At 37.8% G+C, this 26,487-nt stretch carries 25 protein-coding genes, 3 pseudogenes and 2 riboswitches; of the genes and pseudogenes, 11 read left to right on the plus strand and 17 right to left on the minus strand.

Features of this window, described 5'->3' with window-relative positions; all coding sequences use genetic code 11:
- Positions 1-208: 208 nt before the first annotated feature.
- The 3 genes from V6670_RS11905 (at position 209) to V6670_RS11915 (ending at position 2,373) form a co-directional block, all read left to right on the plus strand.
- The gene (locus V6670_RS11905) at positions 209-547 is read left to right on the plus strand and encodes a DUF485 domain-containing protein (RefSeq protein ID WP_338651232.1); all 339 of its coding nucleotides are present in this window, start codon (positions 209-211) and stop codon (positions 545-547) included.
- Positions 548-555: 8 nt separating this feature from the next.
- Complete coding sequence (locus V6670_RS11910) at positions 556-2,100, plus strand: sodium/solute symporter (RefSeq protein WP_141905778.1); 1,545 nt, start codon at positions 556-558, stop codon at positions 2,098-2,100.
- A gap of 96 nt (positions 2,101-2,196) precedes the next feature.
- Positions 2,197-2,373, plus strand: a complete 177-nt coding sequence (locus V6670_RS11915; RefSeq protein WP_170829828.1) for a hypothetical protein — start codon at positions 2,197-2,199, stop codon at positions 2,371-2,373.
- Positions 2,374-2,396: 23 nt separating this feature from the next.
- Here the strand turns inward: V6670_RS11915 and V6670_RS11920 are convergent, their stop codons facing one another.
- The 7 genes from V6670_RS11920 to parE form a co-directional block, all read right to left on the minus strand.
- Positions 2,397-3,146: a TatD family hydrolase gene (locus V6670_RS11920; RefSeq protein WP_338651233.1), complete on the minus strand. Its 750-nt coding sequence runs from the start codon at positions 3,144-3,146 to the stop codon at positions 2,397-2,399.
- Positions 3,136-3,885 carry an ABC transporter ATP-binding protein gene (locus V6670_RS11925; protein ID WP_141905742.1) on the minus strand — a complete coding sequence of 250 codons (750 nt, stop codon included), beginning with the start codon at positions 3,883-3,885 and terminating at the stop codon, positions 3,136-3,138. Before V6670_RS11925 ends, V6670_RS11920 begins: the two co-directional genes overlap by 11 nt.
- Positions 3,860-4,633: an ABC transporter permease gene (locus tag V6670_RS11930; RefSeq protein WP_141905743.1), complete on the minus strand. Its 774-nt coding sequence runs from the start codon at positions 4,631-4,633 to the stop codon at positions 3,860-3,862. Before V6670_RS11930 ends, V6670_RS11925 begins: the two co-directional genes overlap by 26 nt.
- Positions 4,633-4,923 carry a thiamine-binding protein gene (locus V6670_RS11935; RefSeq protein WP_141905744.1) on the minus strand — a complete coding sequence of 97 codons (291 nt, stop codon included), beginning with the start codon at positions 4,921-4,923 and terminating at the stop codon, positions 4,633-4,635. The genes V6670_RS11930 and V6670_RS11935 overlap by 1 nt, the downstream gene beginning before the upstream one ends.
- Position 4,924: 1 nt before the next feature.
- Entirely contained in the window at positions 4,925-5,920 is a 996-nt protein-coding gene (locus V6670_RS11940; protein WP_141905745.1) for an ABC transporter substrate-binding protein, read from the minus strand.
- Positions 5,921-6,074: 154 nt separating this feature from the next.
- Positions 6,075-6,185: riboswitch (TPP riboswitch) on the minus strand.
- A 120-nt stretch (positions 6,186-6,305) separates the two neighbouring features.
- On the minus strand, positions 6,306-8,744 hold the full coding sequence (parC, locus tag V6670_RS11945) for a DNA topoisomerase IV subunit A (protein WP_141905746.1): 2,439 nt from the start codon (positions 8,742-8,744) through the stop codon (positions 6,306-6,308).
- A complete protein-coding gene (gene parE / locus V6670_RS11950; RefSeq protein ID WP_141905747.1) occupies positions 8,741-10,717 on the minus strand; it encodes a DNA topoisomerase IV subunit B in 1,977 nt (658 codons plus the stop codon). Before parE ends, parC begins: the two co-directional genes overlap by 4 nt.
- Before the next feature lie 558 nt (positions 10,718-11,275).
- Here parE and plsY point away from each other — a divergent pair.
- The 6 genes from plsY (at position 11,276) to V6670_RS11980 (ending at position 16,524) form a co-directional block, all read left to right on the plus strand.
- The gene (gene plsY, locus V6670_RS11955; protein ID WP_036117616.1) at positions 11,276-11,878 is read left to right on the plus strand and encodes a glycerol-3-phosphate 1-O-acyltransferase PlsY; all 603 of its coding nucleotides are present in this window, start codon (positions 11,276-11,278) and stop codon (positions 11,876-11,878) included.
- Between the two features lie 19 nt (positions 11,879-11,897).
- Positions 11,898-12,188, plus strand: coding sequence for a HesB/YadR/YfhF family protein (locus V6670_RS11960; protein WP_141905748.1), 291 nt, complete (start codon positions 11,898-11,900; stop codon positions 12,186-12,188).
- 152 nt (positions 12,189-12,340) lie between these two features.
- Positions 12,341-13,882, plus strand: coding sequence for a spore germination protein (locus V6670_RS11965; protein ID WP_141905749.1), 1,542 nt, complete (start codon positions 12,341-12,343; stop codon positions 13,880-13,882).
- A gap of 26 nt (positions 13,883-13,908) precedes the next feature.
- Complete coding sequence (locus V6670_RS11970) at positions 13,909-15,108, plus strand: Ger(x)C family spore germination protein (RefSeq protein ID WP_141905750.1); 1,200 nt, start codon at positions 13,909-13,911, stop codon at positions 15,106-15,108.
- 4 nt (positions 15,109-15,112) lie between these two features.
- Complete coding sequence (locus V6670_RS11975) at positions 15,113-15,346, plus strand: hypothetical protein (RefSeq protein ID WP_141905751.1); 234 nt, start codon at positions 15,113-15,115, stop codon at positions 15,344-15,346.
- A 29-nt stretch (positions 15,347-15,375) separates the two neighbouring features.
- Positions 15,376-16,524 carry an endospore germination permease gene (locus V6670_RS11980; RefSeq protein WP_141905752.1) on the plus strand — a complete coding sequence of 383 codons (1,149 nt, stop codon included), beginning with the start codon at positions 15,376-15,378 and terminating at the stop codon, positions 16,522-16,524.
- A gap of 40 nt (positions 16,525-16,564) precedes the next feature.
- Here V6670_RS11980 and metA read toward each other — a convergent pair whose 3' ends face one another.
- Positions 16,565-17,500, minus strand: coding sequence for a homoserine O-succinyltransferase (metA, locus tag V6670_RS11985; RefSeq protein WP_036117598.1), 936 nt, complete (start codon positions 17,498-17,500; stop codon positions 16,565-16,567).
- A 109-nt stretch (positions 17,501-17,609) separates the two neighbouring features.
- Positions 17,610-17,720: riboswitch (SAM riboswitch) on the minus strand.
- A gap of 149 nt (positions 17,721-17,869) precedes the next feature.
- On the opposite strand from metA, the gene V6670_RS11990 reads away from it, so the two are divergent.
- Positions 17,870-18,295 carry a nucleotide excision repair endonuclease gene (locus V6670_RS11990; protein ID WP_170829836.1) on the plus strand — a complete coding sequence of 142 codons (426 nt, stop codon included), beginning with the start codon at positions 17,870-17,872 and terminating at the stop codon, positions 18,293-18,295.
- 52 nt (positions 18,296-18,347) lie between these two features.
- On the opposite strand, the gene V6670_RS11995 is transcribed toward V6670_RS11990, so the two are convergent.
- Together V6670_RS11995 and V6670_RS12000 are read right to left on the minus strand one after the other, a co-directional pair.
- Positions 18,348-18,605 carry a hypothetical protein gene (locus tag V6670_RS11995; RefSeq protein ID WP_338651234.1) on the minus strand — a complete coding sequence of 86 codons (258 nt, stop codon included), beginning with the start codon at positions 18,603-18,605 and terminating at the stop codon, positions 18,348-18,350.
- A gap of 149 nt (positions 18,606-18,754) precedes the next feature.
- Positions 18,755-19,537, minus strand: a complete 783-nt coding sequence (locus V6670_RS12000; RefSeq protein ID WP_141905755.1) for a TrmB family transcriptional regulator — start codon at positions 19,535-19,537, stop codon at positions 18,755-18,757.
- A 126-nt stretch (positions 19,538-19,663) separates the two neighbouring features.
- On the opposite strand from V6670_RS12000, the pseudogene V6670_RS12005 reads away from it, so the two are divergent.
- A pseudogene (locus tag V6670_RS12005) lies at positions 19,664-20,311 on the plus strand (TSUP family transporter); the annotation flags it as partial.
- A 266-nt stretch (positions 20,312-20,577) separates the two neighbouring features.
- On the opposite strand, the gene V6670_RS12010 reads toward V6670_RS12005, so the two are convergent.
- From V6670_RS12010 to V6670_RS12040, 7 genes and pseudogenes are all read right to left on the minus strand, one after another.
- Complete coding sequence (locus V6670_RS12010; protein ID WP_338654604.1) at positions 20,578-21,006, minus strand: enoyl-CoA hydratase-related protein; 429 nt, start codon at positions 21,004-21,006, stop codon at positions 20,578-20,580.
- 121 nt (positions 21,007-21,127) lie between these two features.
- A complete protein-coding gene (locus V6670_RS12015) occupies positions 21,128-22,039 on the minus strand; it encodes a HAMP domain-containing sensor histidine kinase (RefSeq protein WP_338651235.1) in 912 nt (303 codons plus the stop codon).
- A complete protein-coding gene (locus V6670_RS12020) occupies positions 22,040-22,840 on the minus strand; it encodes an ABC transporter permease (protein ID WP_338651236.1) in 801 nt (266 codons plus the stop codon).
- Complete coding sequence (locus tag V6670_RS12025) at positions 22,833-23,762, minus strand: ABC transporter ATP-binding protein (RefSeq protein ID WP_338651237.1); 930 nt, start codon at positions 23,760-23,762, stop codon at positions 22,833-22,835. Before V6670_RS12025 ends, V6670_RS12020 begins: the two co-directional genes overlap by 8 nt.
- A gap of 76 nt (positions 23,763-23,838) precedes the next feature.
- Entirely contained in the window at positions 23,839-24,519 is a 681-nt protein-coding gene (locus tag V6670_RS12030; protein ID WP_338651238.1) for a response regulator transcription factor, read from the minus strand.
- A gap of 1,114 nt (positions 24,520-25,633) precedes the next feature.
- Positions 25,634-25,885, minus strand: a pseudogene (locus V6670_RS12035) (IS3 family transposase); the annotation flags it as partial.
- 5 nt (positions 25,886-25,890) lie between these two features.
- Positions 25,891-26,481 (minus strand): annotated as a pseudogene (locus V6670_RS12040) (TrmB family transcriptional regulator).
- Positions 26,482-26,487 lie beyond the last annotated feature (6 nt).

Raw genomic sequence — 26,487 nt, forward strand, 5'->3', positions numbered from 1 at the left:
TATCTGAATTTTCTAAAACTCCCTATATTCTTGAGTTTGTGCCATTTTTTCTCTTTCGGTACTATTTTCTGAAAAATTTTTTTTGCATAATTTTTCTGAAATGTATTGCAATTTTGTGAACTGTTTCATAAAATGAAAATGTGAATTCACTAAACTAGCAAAATCAAGTCTTGAGGTAGAAAAAATATACACAAAATGGGGAATGTTAATGGCGAACAATCAGGCAAAAAAAGGTATCGTGATTGACTATGATGCAATTGCAAACCAAGAATCATTTAAATCTCTTGTACGCAGAAAAAACTCTTTTCTTTGGTCTATAACTGTCATATTTTTATCGGCATACATGTTGTTACCAATTCTGACATCGTACACGACAATTCTACATCAAAAGGCATTTGGGGAAATTACTTGGGTGTGGATCTATTCTGCAGGGCTATTCATCATGACATGGGGGTTATGTCATTTATATGTAGCTAAGGCAAACAACTTTGATAGAGAAGCAAAAGCGATTATCGCTGAATACGAAAACGGAGGTGGCCGCCGATGAGTAACGGAATGAGTTTTACAGCCATATTCTTCTTCGTAGCCATAGTTGGTTTAACATTAGTTATTACATGGTGGGCATCTAAACGTACATCTTCCGCAAGTGATTTCTACACTGCAGGCGGTGGCTTAACAGGCTGGCAAAATGGACTAGCTATCGCTGGAGACTATTTATCAGCAGCCTCTTTCCTAGGTATCGCTGGTGCAGTCGCATTATTTGGATTTGATGGATTCTTCTTCTCTATTGGTTATTTAGTAGCTTACTTAGTGGTGTTATACATCGTTGCTGAGCCATTACGTAACCTTGGAAAATTTACATTAGCTGACATGATTACAGCTCGCTTCAATAATGCAAAAGTTCGTGGAACAGCTGCTTTAAGCACGATTACAATTGTTTTATTCTACATGATTGCACAACTAGTTGGTGCAGGAGCACTTATTCAATTACTTTTAGGAATCGACTACTGGATTGCCGTGTTAATCGTAGGTTTCATGATGACAACATACGTATTATTCGGTGGTATGACAGCGACATCTTGGGTGCAAATCATCAAAGCTTGTTTGTTAATGTTAGGTACTGTGATTATTTCGTTCTTAGTATTAAAAGAGTTCGGCTTCAGTATCTCGACAATGTTTAAGGAAATGACAACAGCTACTGATAGTGGTGCTGCTTATTTAAATCCAGGTCTAAAGTATACAAATGGACTTGATACAATCTCTATGTTAATTGCGTTAGTATTAGGTACTGCGGGTCTTCCACATATCTTAATGCGTTTCTTCACAGTAAAAGACGCAAAAACAGCTCGTTCATCGGTTATTTGGGCTACTTGGATCGTAGGTATTTTCTACGTTCTAACAATTTTCTTAGGTTTCGGTGCAGCAGCATTCGTTGGGAAAGAAGATATTATCGCTGCAAACGCTGCTGGTAACATGGCTGCCCCACTGCTTGCAGAAGCACTTGGTGGAGACATCCTATTCTCATTCGTTTGTGCGGTAGCATTCGCAACAATCCTAGCGGTAGTAGCAGGCCTTGTACTTTCAGGTGCATCTGCCCTATCTCATGATATTTATGGACAAATTATCAAAAAGGGTAAAATTACAGAAAAAGAGCAAGTTCTTGCAGCTCGTATTGGTTCCATTACAATCGCTGTTATTTCTATCCTATTAGCACTTGGCGCACAAACATTAAACGTTGCATTCTTAGTATCTCTAGCATTCTGTATTGCGGGATCTGCTAACCTTCCAGTTATTATCTATACAATTTATTGGAAACGCTTTAATACAGCTGGTGCTGTAACGGCGATGTTAACAGGTTTAATTTCTGCATTAGTGTTAGTTGCTATTTCACCAAACGTATGGAATCCAGTTGAAGGTAAGGCGATTTTCGTTGGTGAACCACTAATCATGTTAACGAACCCAGCCTTAATCTCTGTACCACTTGGTTTCCTTGGTGGTTTCATCGGTACATTACTTTCTAAAGAAACGGATGACGCGAAGTATCGTGAAGTTGACGTTAAAGCAAACACAGGTATTTCTGTACAGGACGTATCTCACTAATAACTCAACAACCTCGTAAGCATCTCGCTTACGAGGTTTTACTTTTTCTTCCCTATTCGCTACTATAGAATTAGAAAAAGATTGGAGGCTATGCTCATGTCACAATCAAGGGCTAAAAAGAAACGGATGCATGTTAAACGAACTGTCGGCAAGGATGTTGAAAAAAACCGTCAATCTATATCCTTCAGTACACACGAACGCATAACAAAAACAAAGAATGAGAAACTCGATCATGATTTCACAAAACATAAAAAGCAGTATAAGGACGACTAACGTTCCCTATACTGCTTTTTCTTTTAAAGCCGATAGAAGGCATTGGTGTTTTGCGTGATAATTTGAGCCACTTCCTGTGTCGACAACCCCTTGATGGACGCTATGACCTCAATGGTCGAATGCATCATCCACGGAGATGTACGCTTATTTGTAAACGGTCCTTCAAAAGGCCAAGGACCATCCGTTTCCACCATCATCAGTTCAATGGGATAAGCTTGTATCAACTGTTGAATTTCTTGTTCATACAAACAATCAGGGGTGATCGAAATAAAATAGCCATGCTGAATCATGCGTTTCACCACAGCCTCATCCCCTTTAAACCAATGAAAATGCGCTTGGCGAAGCTGATGTTTGTCAAGTAAATCACAAACGATGCTAGCATCCTCATAGACAGCGTGTAACACTATTGGCTTATCCAATTCCTTTGCCAAGACTATAAAACGCTCTAATAGAGCCACATAAAGTCGGTCATCTATCGTTTGCTCTTGTCTTAAATAATAAGGTAAACCGACCTCACCAACAGCTACCATATGTTCTTTATGTGAACGGATCCAATCAAATAATGCCTCCTCATCGCTTGGATTTGGTAAAGGCTGTTCCGGATGAAAGCCAAAAGCGGCTTTCACTGGCTGATAGTTATTCGATAAATGCAATGTTCTTTTACAGGACGACAACTGCATGCTAACCGCAATCACCGTCTCTACCTCTTCAAGTAAGGCTGGAATTTCCTCATCTCGATACTGATCCAAATGAATATGAGCATCAATCAACAAACATATCACCCTTTTCTTCTTGTAAGTACATAAATAACTGTTGCTTTAACTCGGTGAACGCTGCTGAATGACGAATTTCCTCTTTTCGAGGTCTTTCAAAAGGCACAATGATTTCCTTTTTAACCGTCGCAGGACGTTTGCTTAAAACAAGGATCCGATCTGCTAAAAAGAGTGCTTCCTCAATACTATGCGTGACAAATAGTATTGATTTACGATAGGCTTCCCAGATGGATAATAGCCATGCTTGCATTTCCAGTCTGGTGAATTCATCCAGCGCAGAAAATGGTTCATCTAAGCATAAAATAGGCTTATCACTGACCATCGCACGTATAAAAGACACACGCTGTTGCATGCCGCCTGACAATTCGTTTGGATAAGCATGGATAAATGAACCAAGCCCCACCTTTTCAAGCCACTCTACAGCACGTTCAGCATTTGGTTGATGTTGTAATTCCTCTACGAGTGTGACATTCTCTAAAATCGTGCGCCAAGGTAGTAGACAAGGCTGCTGAGGCATATAACCAATCGTTCCTCTTTTTCGCTGAATGTCCTCTCCATTTAATAAAATGGACCCTTGATCAATCGCAGAAACGCCACCAATTAATTGAAAAAGGGTACTCTTACCACTGCCAGAGGGACCAACAATGGCCACAAACTCTCCATCTTTAACGTCAAAGGATACATCTTCAAGAACTTGCAGAGTATCAAAGGATTTAGCGATGTTTTGAATGCTGAGCATGATAGCCTCTCCCCTTCACCATGAATTTTTCAAGTAAGCGAATACTGCTAAACAACAGTAAGCTTAATAAAACAATCGCAAAAATCGCTACGAATACACGATCAGTGCGGAACGAGGACTGTGCTAAGGTCATATAAACGCCTATTCCTTTTTTTGCACCAAGCCACTCCGCAATAACAGCGCCCATCACACTATACGTCGCAGCAATTTTTATACCTGAAAAAATGGCTGGGTATGCATGAGGCCATTCGAGCTTCCAAAAAGTTTGCGCCTTTGTAGCACCAACCATGGCAAAATAATGCTTTAACTCAGGTGCTGTTTGCCGAAATCCGTCCATTGCCGCAATAACAATGGGGAAAAAGCACACGAGGCAAATAATGATGAGCTTTGGTAATAAACCAAAGCCAAACCAAATAATGAGCAATGGCGCTAAGACAAGAATAGGGATATTTTGCGACATAATTAAAATCGGATAAAACAACTCCCGAATAAATGTAAATCGATGCAAGACAATCGCCACCATTAATCCACAGGCAATGCCAATGGCAAGTCCTAATAAGGCTAATTGCATCGTAGCCCAAGCATGTGGTAAAAAGGTTTGATAGGACTGAAAAGCTTCCAACAAAATACTACTTGGTGCAGGTAATAACCAATGAGGAACTTCAGCCACCTGCACAATGAGCTCCCACACGAATAAGAGGAAGGCGATAAAAATAATCGTCCTTCCCTTTTGCAAAGCTTGTTTCATTACTGGTATTTCTCCGTTAATGTATCCATTGTTATACCAGTTGGCTGATATAATATTTTCACTTGTGTAATGACATTGATGGCACCAAGCTCAATCATCTTGTCATTCATTTTTTCAATGATTTGCAGCAACGTTGACAGTTCACCTTCCATCGTCGTTTCCAACGGATGTACCTCATATTTCACACCAGCAGCATCTATCACAGCAATCGCCGCATCGACATACGGTATAACATCCTCAAATTTCTCTGTTTTTGGAATGATTTGAACACTGATTAATGAATTCGCCATCTTATTTGGCCTCCTTTTTAGGTAAGAAATCATTTGTAAAGGCTTGTTTCGCATTAAATTCGCCCTCTAACACGTTGTTGCTAGACATCCATTTTGCGTAGTTTTCCCATACAGAAAGCTTTTGCTCTCCCCATTGCTTGGCATCATCCTGATATTTATCAGCTAGCCATTCCTGACTTTTATGCACTAACGCTTGATCTAAATCGGGAGCCGCTTCTATTAAAATATCAGCCGCCTCACTTGGATGCGCTATGGCGTATTCATAGCCCTTCGATGCAGCCGCCACAAACGCTTTAACTATGTCAGGATTGTCCTGGATCATTTTTTCATTTGTAGCTAGAACAGGTGTATAATAGTCCAGCTGATCACTATAATCTGTTAAGTACAGCATATTAATCTTTTCACCCCGTAGCTCAGCTTCAATACCTGTCCACGCGTAATAAATCCAAGCAAAATCAATATCCTTTTGCATCATCGTGAAAAAGTCTAAATCTCCTGCATTGACGATATCTAATTTATGAATGTCTGCCTTTTCTGTTTGCATCAATGATTGTAGGACAGCTTGCTCTAGTGGAGCCCCCCAACCACCATAGGTTTTACCTTCGAAATCCTTTGGTGATGTAATACCTTTTGATGCAATAGAAGCAAAGCCAGATGTATTATGTTGAATAATAGCGGCAATGGAGACAAGAGGCACATCTTGCACACGAGCCTGTGTAATACCTTCCTGATAGCTCACGCCAAACTCTGCCTTGCCAGAAGCAACAAGCTGATCGGCTCCTGCCTCCCCAGGCATAATAATGTCAACATCTAAGCCCTGCTCTTCAAAATAACCGAGTTTTTTTGCGACATACAGCCCTGTATGATTCGTATTTGGTGTCCAATCTAAGACCACTGATACTTTTTTCAGCTGATCAGTAGCCTGCTTGTCCTCCTTGTCACTACAGCCCACTAACGTTAAAAGTGCAGCCACTAGAATAAATAACCATTTTTTCATGCGAAGTCCTCCTAGTTGATAATGTGAAAGTGTTCATGATTGAATGTTGTCACCAGAAAGAAAGCGTATGCGTTTGGCAAGATATTGCTTGAAAACATAAAAAAAACGCCTAGGATTCCTCCCAGACGTATTGCAATCAATCTTCAAAACTTTGCTTTTTTGAATAGATGTTCCCTACGCTGGTACGAGCCAAATCAGGTTCAAAGGGTCAGCGTCTATCGGACACAATCTCAGCTAGCAACTACTAGCCCCCCTACATTCTTGTGCTATGAACTTTTCGTTGATTATTATACCCATAGTTACGCTAAAATGACAAGATGCTATTTTTGACTAACGACTGCTCCCGTAAAAAAAACCCAGCACTCCTAAGAGACTGGGCTTATCATTAGCTTGGTTTCTGCTCTTTTTTAGCCGTTAAAACATGAGAAATGGCCCCATCTGTTGCAATATCCACTTTAAACGAACCGTTGGAATGGCGATCAGCACGCGTCAATGTTTGGACATCAATGACCTCTTGTACACCTTTTTCCGTTTCAATCACTATTTGCTCCTCATTCGTTGCTTGAATAACTGCCACAATACGGTGAGGATTTGCTTTTAATTCTGTTAATACTTTTAGACCACGTTTTGCACGACTTGCCACTTCAACTTCTGCAACATTCATTTTCTTCACGGCTCCACGCTGCGTGACGATTACCACATATTGTGTAGCATCAGGCTGTAGCACATTGACACCGACTAAGGCTTCTCCATCCTTTAGCGTGATGCCTTTGACACCGCCTGTTTTCACTCCTGTAACTGGTAATTCTTCCAGTGGGAAACGAATCGCATAGGCTGTATCCGTTGTTAACATTAGTTCCACATCATCTGTCACAAACGATGCATAGATCATCGCATCGCCCGCTTTAACATTCATTGTTTTAATTGGCTTCGAATAACGCGTCACCGCATAATCTGCCAGTGGGGAGCGTTTAATTTGACCATCTTTTGTAGCTGTTAAAATATACGTATTTGGCTGCTCGAATGTTTCAAAGCCATACACTGCAATAATAGACTCATCTTCCCCTGTTGGCACAATACTTGAAATATGCTGTCCAAGATCCTTCCAGCGAATATCAGGTAGCTCATGAACAGGCTGGTAAATATAATTGCCTCGATTTGTGAACAGTAACAGATGATGCTGTGTATTTAAGGTGGCTTCATACAATAAGTAATCCGAATCCTTCATCGCAAAATCCTGACCATTGGAAGCGGCATGTGAACGTGTGGATGTACGTTTAATATAGCCATCCTTCGTCACCGTCACCACAACCTCTTCACTTGGCACAAGGACATCTAGCGTAATTTTAATTTCTTCTATTTCCTGCTCAATTTTCGAGCGACGTGGCTCTGTGAAGCGTTTCTTAATCTCTAGTAACTCTTGTTTAATGACACGCACAAGCTTGGCTTCACTTTGTAAAATTCCTTCTAGCTTCGCAATCAACTTATTTAACTCGTCTTGTTCTTGACGAAGCTCTGTGATGTCTGTATTCGTTAAACGATATAATTGTAAGCTAACGATCGCCTCGGCTTGTACCTCTGTAAAATCAAACTTCGCTTGTAAATTAAGCTTCGCATCCTTCTTATCGTTAGAAGAACGGATTGTCGCAATCACTTCATCTAAAATGGAGAGTGCTTTAATTAACCCTTCTACAATATGAGAACGATCCTTTGCCTTTTGTAAATCATAAATCGAACGGTTCGTCACCACTTCTTTTTGATGCGCAATATAGGCATCTAGCAATAATGGCAATGTCATCATCGTTGGACGACGATTATGAATAGCAATCATATTAAAATTATAAGCTACCTGTAAATCTGTTGTTTTAAATAGGTATTGTAAGATTCCTTTTCCCGGAACATCCTTTTTCAGCTCAATCACAACACGTAAGCCTGTACGGTCTGATTCATCTCGGATTTCCGCAATACCCTCTAAACGTTTATCTACACGTTGCTCATCAATTTTTTTCACAAGATTCGCTTTATTCACATCATATGGTAATTCCGTGATGACAATTTGCTCTTTGCCACCCTTGATCGGTTCTACTACGGCTTGCGCACGGACAATGATTTTACCTCGACCTGTTTCATAAGCCTTTTTGATGCCATCTACCCCTTGGATAATCCCACCTGTCGGGAAATCCGGCCCTTTAATCACAGTCATTAATTCATCTACTGTCACGTTCGGCTTGTCTAAGCGCATTAACACAGCATCTAGCACTTCATCTAGCGCATGCGGGGGAATATCTGTAGCATAGCCAGCCGAAATCCCTGTAGAGCCATTGACTAGTAAGTTTGGAAAACGTGCAGGTAAAACAGTCGGCTCCATATCTTGATCATCAAAGTTTGGTACAAACTCGACCGTTTTCTTGCCAATATCTCGTAGCATTTCACCAGCAATAGCAGACAGTCTCGCTTCTGTATAACGCATCGCAGCTGGAGGATCACCATCAACCGAACCATTGTTACCATGCATCTCAATAAGCATATGACGTGCCTTCCAGTCCTGACTCATACGTACCATTGCTTCATAAACAGAGCTATCACCGTGCGGATGGTAATTACCGATTACGTTCCCGACAGTTTTTGCGGATTTTCGAAACGGTTTATCCTGTATATTGCCTTCTGTAAACATTGCATATAAAATACGACGCTGTACTGGTTTAAGACCGTCACGTGCATCAGGCAACGCGCGGTCTTGAATAATATATTTACTATAGCGACCAAAACGATCACCCATCACTTCTTCTAACGGTAAATCTTGAAACTTTTCTGTACTACTCATGCTTGGTCCTCCTCTTGTTGGATGAATTCATTTTCTAAAATATTTGAATCATCCTCCATACCGAAGTCAACATTGGCTTCGATCCATTTACGACGCGGTTCTACTTTATCACCCATTAACGTCGTGACACGTCTCTCTGCACGTGCACCATCCTCGATTGTGACACGAATTAATGTCCGTGTTTCAGGGTTCATTGTCGTATCCCATAGCTGGTCAGCATTCATCTCACCAAGACCTTTATAGCGCTGCAATATGTAACCCTTTCCAACTTTTTTGATGGCCTTTTGTAAATCGTTTTCTGTCCAAGCATATTCAATCACTTCTTTTTTACCAGTACCTTTTGATACCTTATAAAGTGGTGGTAAAGCGATATAGACTTTGCCTCCTTCAATGAGTGGACGCATATAACGATAGAAGAACGTTAAGAGCAAGACTTGAATATGTGCCCCGTCCGTATCCGCATCGGTCATAATCACTACTTTATCGTAGGCTGAATCTTCCACAGCAAAATCCGTGCCAACACCTGCACCAATCGCATGGATAATCGTTGAAATTTCTTCGTTTTTCATAATATCCTGTAGTTTGGCTTTTTCTGTGTTGATGACCTTACCGCGCAAAGGCAAAATCGCTTGGAATGTACGATCACGACCTTGCTTGGCAGAACCACCCGCAGAATCACCCTCAACTAAATACAACTCATTCTTGGCCGCATTGCGAGACTGAGCTGGTGTTAATTTGCCTGATAGAATCGTACTACCTTTTTTGCTTTTCTTGCCATTCCGAGCATCCTCACGCGCTTTACGAGCCGCTTCTCTTACTTGCTGCGCACGGATTGCTTTACGTACAAGAGAAGCCGATAACTCTGCATTTTCCTCTAGCACATACAAAATTTGCTCAGACACTACGCTATCTACGGCTGAACGAGCCTCACTTGTACCAAGCTTGCCCTTGGTTTGTCCTTCAAATTGTAATAAATGCTCTGGAATACGAACAGACACGATTGCTGCTAAACCCTCACGAATATCTGTCCCTTCAAGGTTTTTATCCTTGTCCTTTAGCAAGCCGATTTTTCTTGCATATTCATTAAATACACGCGTCAATGCCGCTTTTGCACCTGTTTCATGTGTGCCGCCATCACGAGTACGTACATTATTAACGAATGACAAAATCGTTTCTGAATAACCATCGTTATATTGGAAAGCGAATTCTACTTCAATATCATCTTGTATGCCTTCTACATATTTCACAGGATGAAGAACATCCTTTTCTTCATTCAAATACGCAACGAAAGCTTCAATGCCATTCTCATAAAAGAATACATCTTGTTTGCCTTCCTCGCGCTCATCGATTAATTCAATTTTTAAGCCCTTTAATAAAAAGGCTGATTCACGTAAACGTTCTGCTAACGTATCATAATTGAATTTTGTGACAGAAAAAATCGTTTCGTCTGGTAGGAAATGAACAAGTGTACCTGTTTGCTTCGTTTGCCCAATTTCTTCAAGTGTTGTGACAGGATGTCCACCATGCTCGAAGCGCTGACGATACTTTTTACCATCACGATGAATCGTCACCTCTAAAAATGTTGATAGTGCATTAACTACAGAGGAACCTACACCATGCAAGCCACCACTTGTTTTATAACCACCTTGTCCAAATTTACCACCTGCGTGTAGCACCGTAAAAATAATTTCAGGGGTAGGCTTACCCATTTTATGCATACCTGTTGGCATCCCACGGCCAAAGTCGCGCACACTCATACTTTGATCCTTATGAATTGTGACAATAATATGAGATCCAAAGCCGGCCAGTGCTTCATCCACCGCATTATCTACGATTTCATACACAAGGTGATGAAGTCCACGGCCATCCGTTGAACCGATATACATGCCAGGTCGTTTGCGTACCGCTTCTAATCCTTCTAATACTTGTATAGCGTCATCATTATAAACGCTAGTTGACTGTTTATTCGTCAAAAAATTCCCCTCCAAAAAACAAACACATGTTCTATTTATGTTCTCATCCTAATAATAATAGCATTTCCTGTCAATAGCTAGCGACAGGTCCATTAAATTTTTAAAATTTGCTCACAGTTTTGATCATCTTTATCAATAGTAAACATCTGCAACAGTTGCTTAAAATTGGTATTTAAGCAGGGCAGACTGCTACTAGTATCCATAAACGTTTGACGCATAGTAGCCAATTTAGTTTCAACATACATAGAATCTAGTTCAGTGTAAACGCTACAATGTTTATTACGGTTAAACTGGATAAAGTTAGACTTCTATTCTACCAAAGGAATGAAGGATTGACAAAATTGCCTTTTTGCCTATATTTTTATAAAGGTTTTTTTCACTTTCTAGAATCTCATGTCTGAAAGCCTATCCCTTATTAATAGGTTTTCTTTTGTATTGAATTCAAGGCTCCTAATGAAATCTCCTTCATAACATTGTAGATTAGCAAGAAAAAGTGTAAAATACTTGTTACAAACTATTAGTACCAAGTGGTGGACTATGAATGAAAGGAGTCCAGCTATGATCAATGGACTTATTATTTTATGTGCTTATCTAATCGGCTCTATACCTTCGGGATTATGGATAGGTAAAATTTTTTATAATACCGATATTCGTGAACACGGGAGCGGTAATCTTGGTGCAACCAACACATTCCGAACATTAGGGAAAAAAGCAGGTATCGTTGTAACCGTAATGGATGTGCTCAAAGGAACAGCTGCGGTTTTATTAGTAGCACTTCCCGTTTTCTCTGACAGCACACTGCATCCATTATTACTTGGTCTTGTTGCCGTAATCGGTCATATGTTTCCGATCTTCGCCAATTTCCGTGGTGGAAAAGCAGTGGCAACATCCGCAGGTGTTTTATTAGGCTATTCGTGGCCACTCTTTGTCCTATTATTTATTACCTTTATTGTGACATTAAAAATCACAAAGATCGTCAGCCTAACATCGATGATAGCCGCTTTAGTAGCACTTATCTATGCAATCGTTTATTATTTTGTTACGGGTGACTTTGCATTAGGCATCTTGGTAGCCTTTTTATTTACCTTTATTATTTATCGTCACCGTGCCAATATTACACGTATTAAAAACGGCACTGAGCCAAAGGTAAAATGGCTTTAGGAAGAGAGGAGCATTCGAAATGAACATTGCATTGACAGATGAAGCACTCCAGTGGTTCAAACACGAAATGGAAGTAGAACCAGGTGATACGATTCGTTTTTATGCACGCTATGGTGGCTCTAGTCCTTTTCATGAAGGCTTTTCACTTGGCATGACTCGTGAAGAACCTATTGCTATAGGCGTACAGACAGTGGTTGATGGTGTAACCTATTACATTGATGAGAAAGATCTCTGGTTCTTTAACAATCACAACTTACATGTTGACGTTGATGCTAGTAATGATGAATTGCAATATGACTATCGTACATAAAACAGTCTATCCTTTCAGTCCATGAAAGGATAGACTGTTTTTTTATTTGGCTTCATCATGCCAATAGTTAGATTTTCACCCTCACCTCGTTTATCTATCAAAAAAATTGTCCACTCTATAAATAATGAGCGTATATTTGAGGAGGAAAACACATGTCTATGTCTAACAATATCGATACCTCCCCATCCAATACTAACGATTTGTTATATACATCCCTAGCTAAAAATAAAAAAATCATTGAACAGGCGCTTGGTCACAGTAATGACATCATCATACGTGAAATCACAATTGGTGAATCTACCCCTCATAACATCGCTATAATTTCGATCGATGGCTTATCAGATAAAACTACAATCTCCGATTCTGTTATTGATAAGCTTATGGCAAATATCGAGGAAGAACAAGACATTGAAATAACGACCATTAATCAATATGTACGAAACTCCTATTTAACAGTTGGGGATGTGTCGAATATCGAGCATTTCACAACACTCTACAATGCCATTCTCAATGGGGAAACGGTTATTTTATTAGATGGGTTTGCAGAAGGGATTGTGACAAGTACCAGAAGTGCTAAGGATCGAGCCGTTACAGAGCCATCGACTGAATCTGTTATTCGAGGTCCTAGGGAATCCTTTACCGAAACCATACGTACTAATACTGCGCTCATCCGTCGCAAAATAAAAAGTCCGAATCTCTGGATAAAATCACGCGTTATCGGTGATGTGACACAAACAGATGTCGCTGTCATGTATATAAATGGCATCGCCAGTGACAAAGTTGTCGCAGAGGTATTAGCCCGATTAGACCGTATTAATATCGATGGCATACTGGAAAGTGGTTATATAGAAGACTTTATTCAAGACTCTAAAAACTCTATGTTTCCAACAGTCTACAATTCAGAACGTCCAGATGTCATCGCTGGTGAATTATTAGATGGCAAAGTGGCGATTCTAGTTGATGGTACCCCCTTTGTCTTAGTAGTACCAGCGTTATTTACATCCTTTTTACAATCAGCAGAGGATTATTACCAACACTGGATGATTAGCTCGCTTGTACGCATACTTCGATTTTTTGGTATCAGTCTAGCATTAGTCGCGCCATCCTTGTATGTAGCTATAACTACCTTTCATCAGGAAATGCTGCCAACTCCTATGTTGATCAGTATTGCGTCACAAAGAGAAGGCGTCCCGTTCCCCGCAGTTGTGGAGGCACTCATTATGGAGATTGCCTTTGAGGTATTAAGGGAGGCTGGGCTTCGTATGCCTAGAACAATCGGCCCAGCGGTGTCTATTGTCGGTACTTTAGTTATTGGTCAGGCGGCGGTTGATGCGGGTGTTGTATCCGCTGTAATGGTTATTATTGTAGCCTTAACAGCAATTTGTAGTTTCCTATTCCCTGCCTATGGCTTATCTAATACCATTCGCGTGCTACGTTTCCCATTAATGATTTTCGCTGCCATGTTTGGTTTATTTGGCGTGATGTTTGGCATTATGCTGATTATCCTACATTTATGTAGCATTCGTTCATTTGGCGTACCTTATTTGAGTCCATTTGCACCGTTAGTTTTAAAGGATCAAAAAGATGCTTTTCTTTTGTTCCCTCGTAGAAATTTACTAACAAGACCTCGTTTAGTCAATCAAAAAAATATTGTTAGAGGGCATAAATATATCAATATAAAAGGACGGAAATAAACTACAGGTAAAATGAGGAATGGAATATGGCAAAAGTAAAAGTGATTTGTTTGCTCTGTAGCCTCACTTTACTATTAAGTGGCTGCTGGAGTAAGCGTGAATTAAATGAATTAGCCATTGTCGTAGCACTTGGCATTGACAAAATAGACGAAGAATATGAGATAACGGTTCAAATTGTCGATCCAAGTGAAATTTCTATGAGACAAGCTTCCACGCAGCGCTCTCCTGTTGTTAGCTATCATTCGAGAGGCGAAACCATCTTTGAGGCAATTCGAAAAATGACGACCATCGCTGCACGAAAACCTTATTTTGCTCATCTTCAAGTGGTCGTTTTAGGAGAAGATTTAGCCAAAGAAGGGATTAGTGATTCACTCGATTTAATCGTAAGAGACCATGAATTTCGTAAAGATTTCGATGTCATTATGTCTCATGAAGCGACAGCGAAGGATGTATTAAATGTACTAACACCCATTGAAAAGGTGCCTGCTAATAAAATGTTAAATTCCCTTGATGTCTCTGAAAAAGCTTGGGGCTCCACAATAGCTGTCAATATAGATGAATTAGTCAATACGTTGAGTAATAAGCAGAAAGGAGCCTTAATTTCTGCTATTGAAGTTCATGGTGATAAGAACTTAGGCATGGATCAAACCAATGTACAACGCGTTAAAACACCTGTGTTGTTACAGTATGCAGGATTAGCAGTCTTTAAAGGGGATCAATATATTGGGCTTCTTACTGAGGCTGAGAGTAAAAGCATTAGTTTTCTGAATGACAAAATACAAAGTACGATTGAAATCATAGCCTGCCCAAAGAAAGGAACTCTATCGACTGAAATTACTCAATCCACTACAAAAGTGAAAGGATCTTTTGTTCACGGAAAGCCGAAAATCGATGTTCAAATTAACGTCGAGCAGAATGTTGGCGAGGTCGAATGTGATATCGATCTTACAAAAAATAAATCTATTGATTATGTCAATAAAAAAACAGCAAAAGGCATCGATGAACGAATCGAAAAAACCTTAGAGAAAATACAGCAGCAATATAAAGTCGATGTTTTTGGTTTTGGTGATGCATTACATCGGGCAGATGCGAAACAGTGGAAGAAAATCAAAAATGATTGGACGACCATTTTTCCAGATTTGGCAGTGGATGTTCATGTGAAAGTAACGACACAAGGTTTAGGAACGATGCAAAACTCATTATTAAACAATCCAAAGGAGGAGTAACGGAATGGTTTTAGCCGTAGCCATCTTTATCATTTCAGTGATCTTGGCATTTTTTTATATACCTAAGCTAAAAAAGCAGCAAGAAACAAAAACCATTGTCGTATTTTCTGTCTTGCTACTAATCGGTACTGCTTTAAATATCGGGATTGCGTTGAAAGTCCATATTCCGAGCCCAATGGACTTAATTACATTTATTTTTGCACCAATTAGAGATTATATTGTAGCCATAACAAAATAGATAGATGGATGAAAAATGGAGGGTGGATAATGGAAAAAGAGATGATAAGTTCAAGACAGTTTACGATAATTTCCATTCTCTATTCAATCGGTACTGCCATCTTAATCATACCTTCAAGTATTGCTAGTTCATCTAAGCAAGATGCGTGGATTGCTGCCAGCATTGGTGTCGTTCTTAGTTTACTAATCGTTAAGTTATTTTTGACGCTTGCCAACCAAACACCATCACTCAATTTTATAGAGGCAAACGAAAAAATTCTCGGTCGCTTTTTTGGTAAAATCACAGCAATTTGCTTCTTAATCATGACTTTTCTTTCTGCTGGAGAATTACTCTATTTTATTGGTATCTTTATGAAGACAGAAGTCATGCCAGAAACACCAACATTGGCATTTGCATTATTGTTTAGTATTATCATTATGTACGCTGCCTATTTAGGCATTGAGACCTTTGCGCGGTCGGCAGAAATTCTCTTCCCACTATTTGTCTTAATTTTTATCTTTTTCGTTGTTTGTATTACGCCTCAAATTACTTTTGAAAATATACAACCCATTTTAGAAGCGAAAAAAACATCCATGTTTTATAGCATTGTACGCTTTATGAGTATTTTTTCCTTTCCGCTAGTGGTGTTACTAATGCTATACCCTGCTGCAGTCAATGTTCAGCAATCTGCACAGAAAGGATTTTATATTGGGACTATAATCGGAGGCATTTTCTTAATTACGTTGATTGTGCTTTCCATCCTCGTATTAGGACCTGAAAATACTGCATCTAGAACATTTCCAAGCTATGCGCTAGCACAAAGAATATCAATAGGGGAATTTTTGCAACGTATTGAAATCATCATGGCTTTCATGTGGATTTCGTCCATTTATATCCGTACATTTATGTATTTCTATACAACCGTTGTCGGTCTTGCACAGATTTTGAAAATCAAGGATCATCGTCCTCTCATTATACCTATGGGTCTAATTATCATTGCGCTTTCCCAAATTGTTCATCCAGATATTGTGCATTCAACCAATTACAATAATGAAATTTGGCCCATTTTTTCTTTTATATTTACCATTTTATTACCGATACTTTTATTGATTGTCGCAGTTATACGAAATCGCAAAACCAAAGCTCAAAGTACCGAAACACCTAATACAGAAACAACGAATGACAATCAAAAAGTCTAATTTCTTTTATGGTGAGAAAAGAAATTAGACTTTTTATTAATTAGATATGATATTCAATTTCATCTACAAAATCCCATTCGTATGGTGTTTCTTGGTAAACATAGTAGTTCAACCAGTTAGAGAATAATAAATGCGTATGGGCACGCCATGTATTCATTGGCTCCTGTGATGGATCATCATTCGGGAAGTAATTCACAGGAACAGCGATATCTATGCCCTTTGCGACATCACGGCTATATTCATCGGCTAATGTTGTCGCATCATACTCCAGATGCCCTGTAATCATAATGTTTTTATTATCTTTTGATTGGACGATGAACACACCTGCATCCTCTGAATAGGATAATAATCGTAAGTCTGGATGATTGCGAACCTCGTCGATCGAAACAGAAGTATAGCGTGAATGTGGAGCGGTAAATAAATCACTGAAGCCCCGTACTAAATCCACTGTTAAATCGGTAATTACATGGGAATAGACACCTGAGCATTTAGCTGAAAGTTCTACCTTTCCTATCCCATAATGATGATACAGTGCCGCCTGTGCCCCCCAACAGATATGTAAAACGGATGTCACATTCTTTTTGGACCAGTCCATAATTTCTGAAATTTCCCGCCAATAGTTAACTTCTTCAAAGGCCATTTTTTCTACAGGTGCTCCCGTAATAATCATCCCGTCATAGCGACGGTGACGAATTTGGTTGAACGTTGTGTAAAATAGCTGTAAATGTGATTTACTGACGTTTTTCGACTCATGTGTGGCCGTATTTAAAAAGGTGATATTTACCTGTAACGGTGTATTCCCTAATAAACGTAGTAATTGAAGCTCCGTTTTTTCTTTTTCAGGCATTAAATTCAATATTAATATGTTTAACGGACGAATTTGCTGTGTTTTCGCACGATCCTCTTCCATGACGAAGATTTTTTCCTCACGTAAATGTTCTCCAGCTGGTAAATTTTTCGGAATATTAATTGGCATCTTGCGTTCCCCTCTCTTTGATCACTCTCTTTTAGCAAACCTTGCTGACAAATTAAAAAATCCTCCTCATTCCATACGAGATAGAATGAGAAGGATTTTTTCACGTCCACTCTTATCTCTCAAAGGAAAAATCCTTTGCTGGAATTAGCACCTTTCTAACAATTGTTAGAGGTTGCTGAAGCGTCATCGGGCCAAATCCCTCAGCTTCTCTTGATAAGATTATTTAATTACATTGAATTGTAGCATGTATTAGTTAGAATATCAATAATTCATAGAATATTTTGTGATTCAAATGCATGTTCCTCGTTTATTTGATGTACACTAAGCTTGCTATAAGTAGTGTTTCTACATTTAAAATTTATGGTAAACATGCCGTATTTATGTTACCATATAACTTTAGTAACAGAGAGGAACGTGAATACTTTGATTAAAATTGAATTTCCAAAACCTGATGTAGTCATCCGTCAACGTGAACAAGAAGTAAAACCTGGTGATGTGCCTATCACACCATACTTTGGTTTTATTGACTTCCATAAAATCACACGTGATAAAGGCGGCATTTTTTTATTCTATAATGACAAGAATGAGCTATTATTTGTCGGCAAAGCACGTAAAATTCGTCAACGTATTAAAAAGCATTTCGAGGACAATGTATCTCCGATGAAAAATCATCGTGATGAAGTGTTCAAAATTGAGGTCTATGAAGTAGAAGATCCAATGGAACGTGAAATTTACGAAACATATGCGATTAACACTTTCCGCTCCAAATACAATGTAGAGAAAGTCTTTTATTAAGATATCTTGTAAAGAAACCGAAATCTCATTTAATGGGATTTCGGTTTTTGTCTTATATAGAGGTTACGCGATCTATTGGCGTACTCTCGCCGTTTATTCGCAAAACAATCGTGTCTAGCTCAGGATCTTTGGTGATAATTTTATATACATAGAGTTGAGCCTCTTTTCGTTGCTCGCTACCTTCTTTAAGTTGGATGACTTGACTGTTTTCTTCAGCCGCAATACTTGCCAGCACATTCCCTTTCGAATAATAAACAAGATAATACGTAGAGTCATCTTCATACAATAATTGAATCTTATCATTAGCCACAATTTTTGTTGAATATTGTCTGGAACGACAGTTAGCTCACGAATCATTAGTGGTTTGGTAGGTGTTTTATCGTTACAAGCTCCTAACATTAATAAGCTCATTAAACCTAGCAACACGAATTTTTTCACGTTACTCCCCTTCCCTTATGACTATTCTAAGAAAAAAGCTTTACGCTCCTTAGCAATCCAGTCTTCTAATTCCTGATCATCACGTTTTACCAATCGATTGATAAGGACGTCATGCCAAACATAATCCTCTAACAAATAAATATGGACAGGGTCATTGGTGATAAAGGCCATTTCTTGCGTAGATGGAGAATGACCATAAATCATTTCCTGACCATCTACCGATAAAATAAACCAATGTGGTGTAGACGTTTTTTTCGTGTAGTGTGTAGCTCTATGCTGGTCAATCGACTCTAGCTGTTCCCCTACATATAAGGTAATACCATGAATAGGAACATGCTGTGCCACTTCTTGAATATCTTCCCTTAAAGTATCATACATATCTTCCCACATCGATAGAATCACTTTTTTCTTGGCTTTTTTTAAGAGTGACTGGCAATAGTTGATGATCGCCTCCTTGCCCTTTAGCATGACTACTTTTGGCTCCACTTCCTGCACTTTTTCCTCTAATTTTTCTAATTTCGCACTCATGGATGTAAAATTCGATTGCCAGCGCTGCTGCATTTGCTGTAAAAACACAGACACAGGCATAGCCGCATAGGTCGTTTGTTCAGCCGTTTCTTCTTTTAGCACAATTCCTTTTTCGACAAGGACGTTTAAAATATCATAAATTCTTGCGCGTGGTATACCAGAATTTTTACTGACCTGATAGGCACTAACATGACTTTGCTGCACAAGTGCCGTATAGGCCTTTGCTTCATACTCTGTAAAGCCCATGTCTTTCAACTGGGCGATTAATTCCTCCATGTAATCCCTCCATTATCTTTATTATAGGCTACTGTTGTGAAGATTTGCCAATGAAAAAATGAGGGTTTACAGCGCAATTAAAATTAGTTACTATTTCAGTAGTAACTAATTTAAAAGAGGTGTAATATGTTTTTTGAAGTCGATGTACATATTCTTATCCTGTTAATTTCATTTGGATTCCTGGCGGCTTTTGTCGACTCTGTAGTGGGAGGGGGCGGTTTAATTTCATTGCCAGCTTTATTGTTTGCTGGCCTCAATCCAGCCGCTGCTGTTGCAACCAATAAACTTGCCGGGACAATGGGTTCACTGACATCTTCCATTTCCTTTTATCGTTCTGGTCAGCTTGAAATACGATCCGTTCTCAAATATTTCCCGCTTGCCTTTGTCGGCTCCTTATTTGGTGCATGGACCGTGCATTTAATCAATCCAGCATTACTAAAGCCATTGATGCTCGTGATGCTGGCGGCCGTTGCGGTTTATACAATTTTCAAAAAGGATTGGGGCGCTGTCTCTAGTGTAAAAACTCTCTCTAGAACCCACTTACTATTATTTATGGGGTTATTATTTGGCATTGGTTTTTATGATGGGTTTCTTGGACCTGGTACAGGCTCTTTTTTAATCTTTAGCTTCTTGTTGATAGGCTTTGATTTTTTAAAGGCGGCAGGAAATGCAAAGTTTTTAAATTTGGCAAGTAACGTGGCTGGCCTTTGTATGTTTGCCTACTTAGGTCAAATCCATTTTGTTTATGGCTTCGTGATGGGCATTGCTCAAATTGGTCTATTAGCTTAACTACCGAATTCATTATTCACCCCTCTCATGGAAATATTTCGTTTTCTACAAAACGGTAAATACTACTTGAATTATCCTTATATGTAAATACACCCCTATTAGCAGCAACAGCACTATCCTTGCTCTTGATAAGCGTGTCACTTAGTTCGTTCATATAGTTTTTATAATGTTGAATTGACGATTTAGGCAGCTTCGTTAGGCGAGCAAGATATTAATTACTTTGTGCCTGATACGCATCAACTAATCCTCAACTATGCGCTTGCTTTACAAATGCTATTTGTTTTAAGCGTTAAATAATGTGCTCTTTGATCACCTATTTTTCCAGTCAGAAAAGGCAGGACCATCGCTGGGAATAAACCAAACAATAATTCGGACAAGTTAAATATAGCAGTTTCGTCAGCTATAACGATATCGCTCGCTGCAACAAAGCCAAATCCACCAGCATTGGTGGTTCCACGCACATGTGAAATTGTAATAAATGGCCCATTCATCATTTTCAACCATAAATCATAAAGTAAATCTGGTCTATAAACTTGATCACTACTTTGATTCACATCTACTTCTTTTAAATCAGCGCCAAAACAGAACTCATTTGGAGACCCTTCAAATATAACGATACTACTTCTTTCTTTACATATTGTAATAACTTGAGTACATTCTTTTATCAGTAACTCATTGATTGAATTTTTTGCCTCAGATCGATTGAATTAAAACATATAGGATCTTCAAACTGGACTTTACTAGTTTTCCATTCCAACTTAATACACCCACTTAAAATTTTATTTACAATATCCTGTATCACTAATTCGTATACAATGGTAAACTTACCCTAATTTCTAATGTATTGTTTTGTATGATCGCTTGAGTGCCTCCACCCATCTGTTCAGCAAAAAGCTTTACTATAGCCAACCCCAAACCGCCAGATTTACTTCTTGCTTGATCCCCAGTATAGAAACGTTCAAAAAGCCGTTCTTCCTCATTTTCTTTCAAATCTTTCACCTGATTTTTGAAGGAAATAATAGCATTATCCTCTATAAGTAAACTTACTTGTATGCCCCCTTGAGAATGTTGAATACAATTGTGAATAAGATTTTTTATAATTCTTTTAACCAAATGTTTATCTGCTAAAACGAAGATAGATGGTGTTTGATTTAAATGAATTGATAAATTTTTTTCTTCCAAGTAGGGAATAAAAGTCACAAGACATTCTTCTACAAGGCTATTAAGGTTTGTTCGTTCTAAGTTAATCTTCGGTTCGGAATAAGAAAGATAAGCGTACTCGAAAAAATGTTGAATTAAATTCTCTAAATCCTCTGTATGTTTTTCAGCGATTTTAAGCCTTTTTATTTGCTCTTGTGACGACTCTTCTCTTTTCATTAATTGTTGATACCCCTTAACAGCGGTTAATGGCGTCCGTAAATCATGGGAAATATTAACGATTAATTCCTTGAATTTCTTATCTTCCCTAATACTTTTAAGGCGGATATTCTCCTCGACCTTTAAGTATTTATTAATAATAGATGTCAGTTTATTTAAGTCTTTATTTATTAATTCAACACTTACAGGCTGTCGGGTATGTTCTCTTAAGCGTTTTTCAAGTTGCGAATTTATACTACGCAGTTGTAGTTGTATAAGTCCGATATATATAACTAATAAAAGAATTATTACTATTAAAACAACAACTACAATATTCACTTCTGACCTGCCTTCCAATTATTTAATTTCTGATTTTCTAAAAACTCCATTTGCAATGCTAAGCATCCATACAATAAATAACAAGCTGATACCAACTGCTTTCAAAATATCATTTACTTCTGAATTCATGGAAAGAACTTGATTATTTACAGAAAAGGGTGTAAAGGAAAGGAAATTTTCTATAAACGAAATTTCTGTTCCTAGCCCGCCTAAGATTTGTAAAACCAATATAATACCAAAGCCTAAGAAGATAACCAAAGAAGTCTTTCTTACGATAAATGCAAGAAGTATACCTATACTCATTTGGGATGCATATGCAAACATCATAACAAGCATAATAACAAGCATTTTTCCAAATACTGCTCCTGTTAAATCTAGTTCTGCCGTATCTGCTAATATATTAAGGAATATAGATGCAGAAAACGGTTCGGAAAACTCCGCTCCAGTTGAGAATGCAATGATGGTTACAACCGTGTATGGTAGAATCATAAGGAATACTAAAAAATATAAAACAATCGCTTTACTAATTATTATAACTCCCCTACTAACGCCACAAGAGGATATCGTATCGTTTATTGATTTATTACTAAAATCGCTACATATATATAAACCTGCTAAAAATGGTCCTACAATTGCTATTGTCATTACATCACTTAATCCTGAGATGTGACCACTTATTTCAGCACCTACTTTTCCTTGAGCTACTAAATACGATACAAATGTCACAATTGCAGCGGCAGCCCACATAATTAAAAACAGTATTTGAATAGATTTAGACTTTTTTAGTTTATACAGATCCGCTTGAATGATATTAATCATTCTTTTCTACTCCAATAACAGAAATAAAATAGTTTTCTAACGTATCTCCCTCAACAGAAAAGTTGGTCGCAATAATTCCATTTTCAAAAATAGTTTTAGCAACTTTTTTTTTATCATCAACGTAACTATATAGTTTTATAGTCTTATCTTGCATAATCTTATAATTGGTTGTGCCTAATTCTGTTTCCAATATAACTAATAACTCTTCTGGATTGTCACATTCAATGAGAAGATGTCTTTGACATTTATTCTCCAGCTCTTCTAGTGACAAGGTTTGTTTGATTTCTCCATCATGGATAATAATATAATCTGTTGCTACCTGGTATAGCTCAGGGAGATTATGGCTTGAAATAATAACGGTTATATGTCTCTCTTCACATAGCTTCTTAAGCAAATTTCTTATTTCTTTCACACCAATTGGATCAAGTCCATTAATTGGTTCATCTAGAATAAGTAATTCAGGATTGTTAATCAGCGAAACTGCAATTCCCAATCTCTGTTTCATACCAAGCGAAAAATCTTTAACTTGTTTCTTTCCAGTATCACCCAATCCAACTAACTGTAATAGTTCATCTTCAATCTCTACATTCGAAATTCCTCTTAAAACTCTATGATATCTGATGTTTTCCTTTGCTGTTAAACCCATATTTACGCTCGGCGATTCGATCATGCACCCTATTCTTTTACGTTCGACTTGAATAGCTTTTGGATTGTCCTTCCCGAAAAGCTCCAATTTACCCGATGTCGCAAAACTTAGACCTGCAATAATTCTCATTAGAGTACTTTTACCTGCGCCATTACTCCCTATTAATCCATATATTTTCCCAGATTCGATTGTAATGGACACATTCCGTAAAGCATCTGACTTACGAAATGTTTTTGTTATTTCGTTTGTTTTTAACATGTAATCTGTCAACTTCATCACCTCAATTCCTAATATAATATCTAAAAGTTAAGAAAAGGTTAAGAATAAAAAAAGGTTAAGAAAAAAATTTTCCTTAATCCTTATACAAGCGATATCCCAGCCCCCATACTGTTTCTACATAATCGATATCAGGGTTGATCGTTTTCAATTTATTTCTCAAATTGCTAATATGTGTTTTTACTGCATTGTCATCTCCTAAATATTCTTTATTCCATAAAGACTCATAAATATTACTTTTCGAGTAAACTTTTTTAGGGTTTCGCATTAGTAATTCCATGATGAGGTATTCCTTTGCAGTAAGTTCTAACTTTACTCCAGATAAGGTCAGTTGTTTATTCGTAAGATCTAAGTCTAAATCCCTATACTTTAATACATTATTTGCTTTCTTCTGGCTATTATAATGACGTAGATTAGTCATTATTCGTGCTGATACTTCTCCTAAGTTAAATGGCTTTGTTATGTAATCATCAGCACCTAAACGTAACAAGTCAATCTTCGTTGAAACCATATCTTTAGCCGAAATAATAATTATCGGAATGTCATAATGAGCTCGGATTTCTTTTAAGATTTCCTTGCCACTCTTGTATGGAAGCATGATATCTAACAAAATCAAGTCGTATTGATTCTGCTTAGCTTCCATTAGACCATCCATTCCATTAAATGCAATGTTCACTTCATAACCTTCATCTTCTAAAAACTCCGATAGCAATCTACTTACATCTACATTATCTTCAATAATCAGTATTTTTTCCATTTGTTTTTAATATTGAAGCAGTGCTTTTCCCCTGCACTTAACTTCTAACTGTACGTTACCCTAGAATACAGTTTTCCCCTTTCCTTAATTATCTAGTTTAACAATGTTGCATTATACTGCGAATACAAATTGATTCTCTGAAAGTTTCTTATTAGCCGACTTCTTAGTATATGTAATTTAATCTTATTAAGTTATTTAAACAAAAGATAGTACAACACTTTTATTCCCATATTATACAAAGAACCCATTTTCATTAAGTTCCGTTTTATAATTAATTTCCCATTATGCTTTGATAGAATGAAATTTATTAGGTAGCTTTGCTTTAACAACTAAAGCACTTTTTTCCTAGTCACTTATTTTATTGAGATTGTTTAAACTACTTTTGAATTGTGATTTTCTTTACTATTGCTTGCTCTACGGTCGAACCCAAGGAGTCACCCTTTCTTCACTGCAACCCAATCCACAAGTGATAATTACAAAAATAGTATTTATGCCCAATATATACTAACTTATTGTTTCATCATAAACAACCATCGTGGATAACATTCGTGTTGTATTTAGTTCACTTTTTAATTGTTAGGCACATTTTTCATAAATAAAGAAAATTCTAGTAATTCATATTAGTAAGCTATTGCCAACCGTTTGACAAGGATCTAACTCCTCCACCAATAATTCATAAATTAGAGAAAACATTAAAGATTGTCTCTTTAAGATTAGGAATACAAAGTGCCTCTTGTCTTTGGGTACTCTCTAGTAGTTCTTTCATACAGAAGACTAATTTGGATCCCTTCACCATTTATGACAATTTTCAGTTAAAAAAGCATACTGCTTTCTTAGTTCATTAAATACCATACACATACTCTATCCAACAAATAAATTTATTTAATAATCTACCAATTAATTTTCATAAAACCAATTAACTGCTGTATTGATTAGGAACGTAAGCAATTGAATTGTGCAGTCGTTAATTTTGTAATCTTCAGCTTTTAATAATATTCAAATTATTGTTATTTTTTCTATATAGTGTTTTAACATAAATTACTCGCTATAAATAAAAAATCCTGATTATCATTTGGGTCACTGAGTGTCATTTTTGAGACAGTAAGAAAACACCCTATTTTACAGCCAGTTGACGGTATTGAACCGGTGACTGGTTGTTTAATTTTGTTTTAATCCGAATATTGTCATAATAGTAAATGTATTCGTCGATAATATTTATTACACACGCATTTGTTGTGCGATAAATATTATTGAGGTAGAACGTTTCAGACTTTAGCGAGGAGTGAAACGTTTCGATTGGGGAATTATCAGCGGGCGTGCCTTTACGAGACATGCTCATGATTTTTTCAAGATGCTCCCCTTCCCTTATAACTACTCTAAGAAAAATGCTTTACGTTCTTTAGCAATCCAGTCTTCAAGCTCTTTATCATCGTGCTTCACTAGTCGATTGATAAGAACATAATGCCAAACATAATCCTCTAATAAATATGCACAGGATCATTCGTTATAAAAGCAGTTTCTTGGTTCGACGGCGAGTGACCATAAATCATTTCTTGTCCATCAACCGATAAAATAAACCAATGGGGTGTAGAAGTCTTTCTCGTATAGTGTGTGGCTCTATGCTGATCTATAGATGTCAGATGTTCCCCGATATATAAGGTAATGCCATGCATCTCCACAAGCTAAGATACCTCTTGAATATCCTCTCGTAAGGCATCGTACATATCTTCCCACATCGATAGGAATGGAAGAATAAGTCGTTTGATGCGCTGTTTCCTCTTTTAGTACGAATCCCTTTTCAACAAGACTATTTAATATGTCATAGATTCTAGCTCTTGGAATCTCAGAGTTTTTGCTAACTTGATAGGCACTGACATTACTATTTTGTACGAGTGCTGTATAGGCCTTTGCCTCATATTCTGGCAATCCCAGTTCTTTTAATTGGGCGATTAATTCATTCATATCATC

This window comes from Lysinibacillus sp. Y5S-8 (assembly GCF_036894365.1).
GTDB classification, from domain to species: domain Bacteria; phylum Bacillota; class Bacilli; order Bacillales_A; family Planococcaceae; genus Lysinibacillus; species Lysinibacillus fusiformis_D.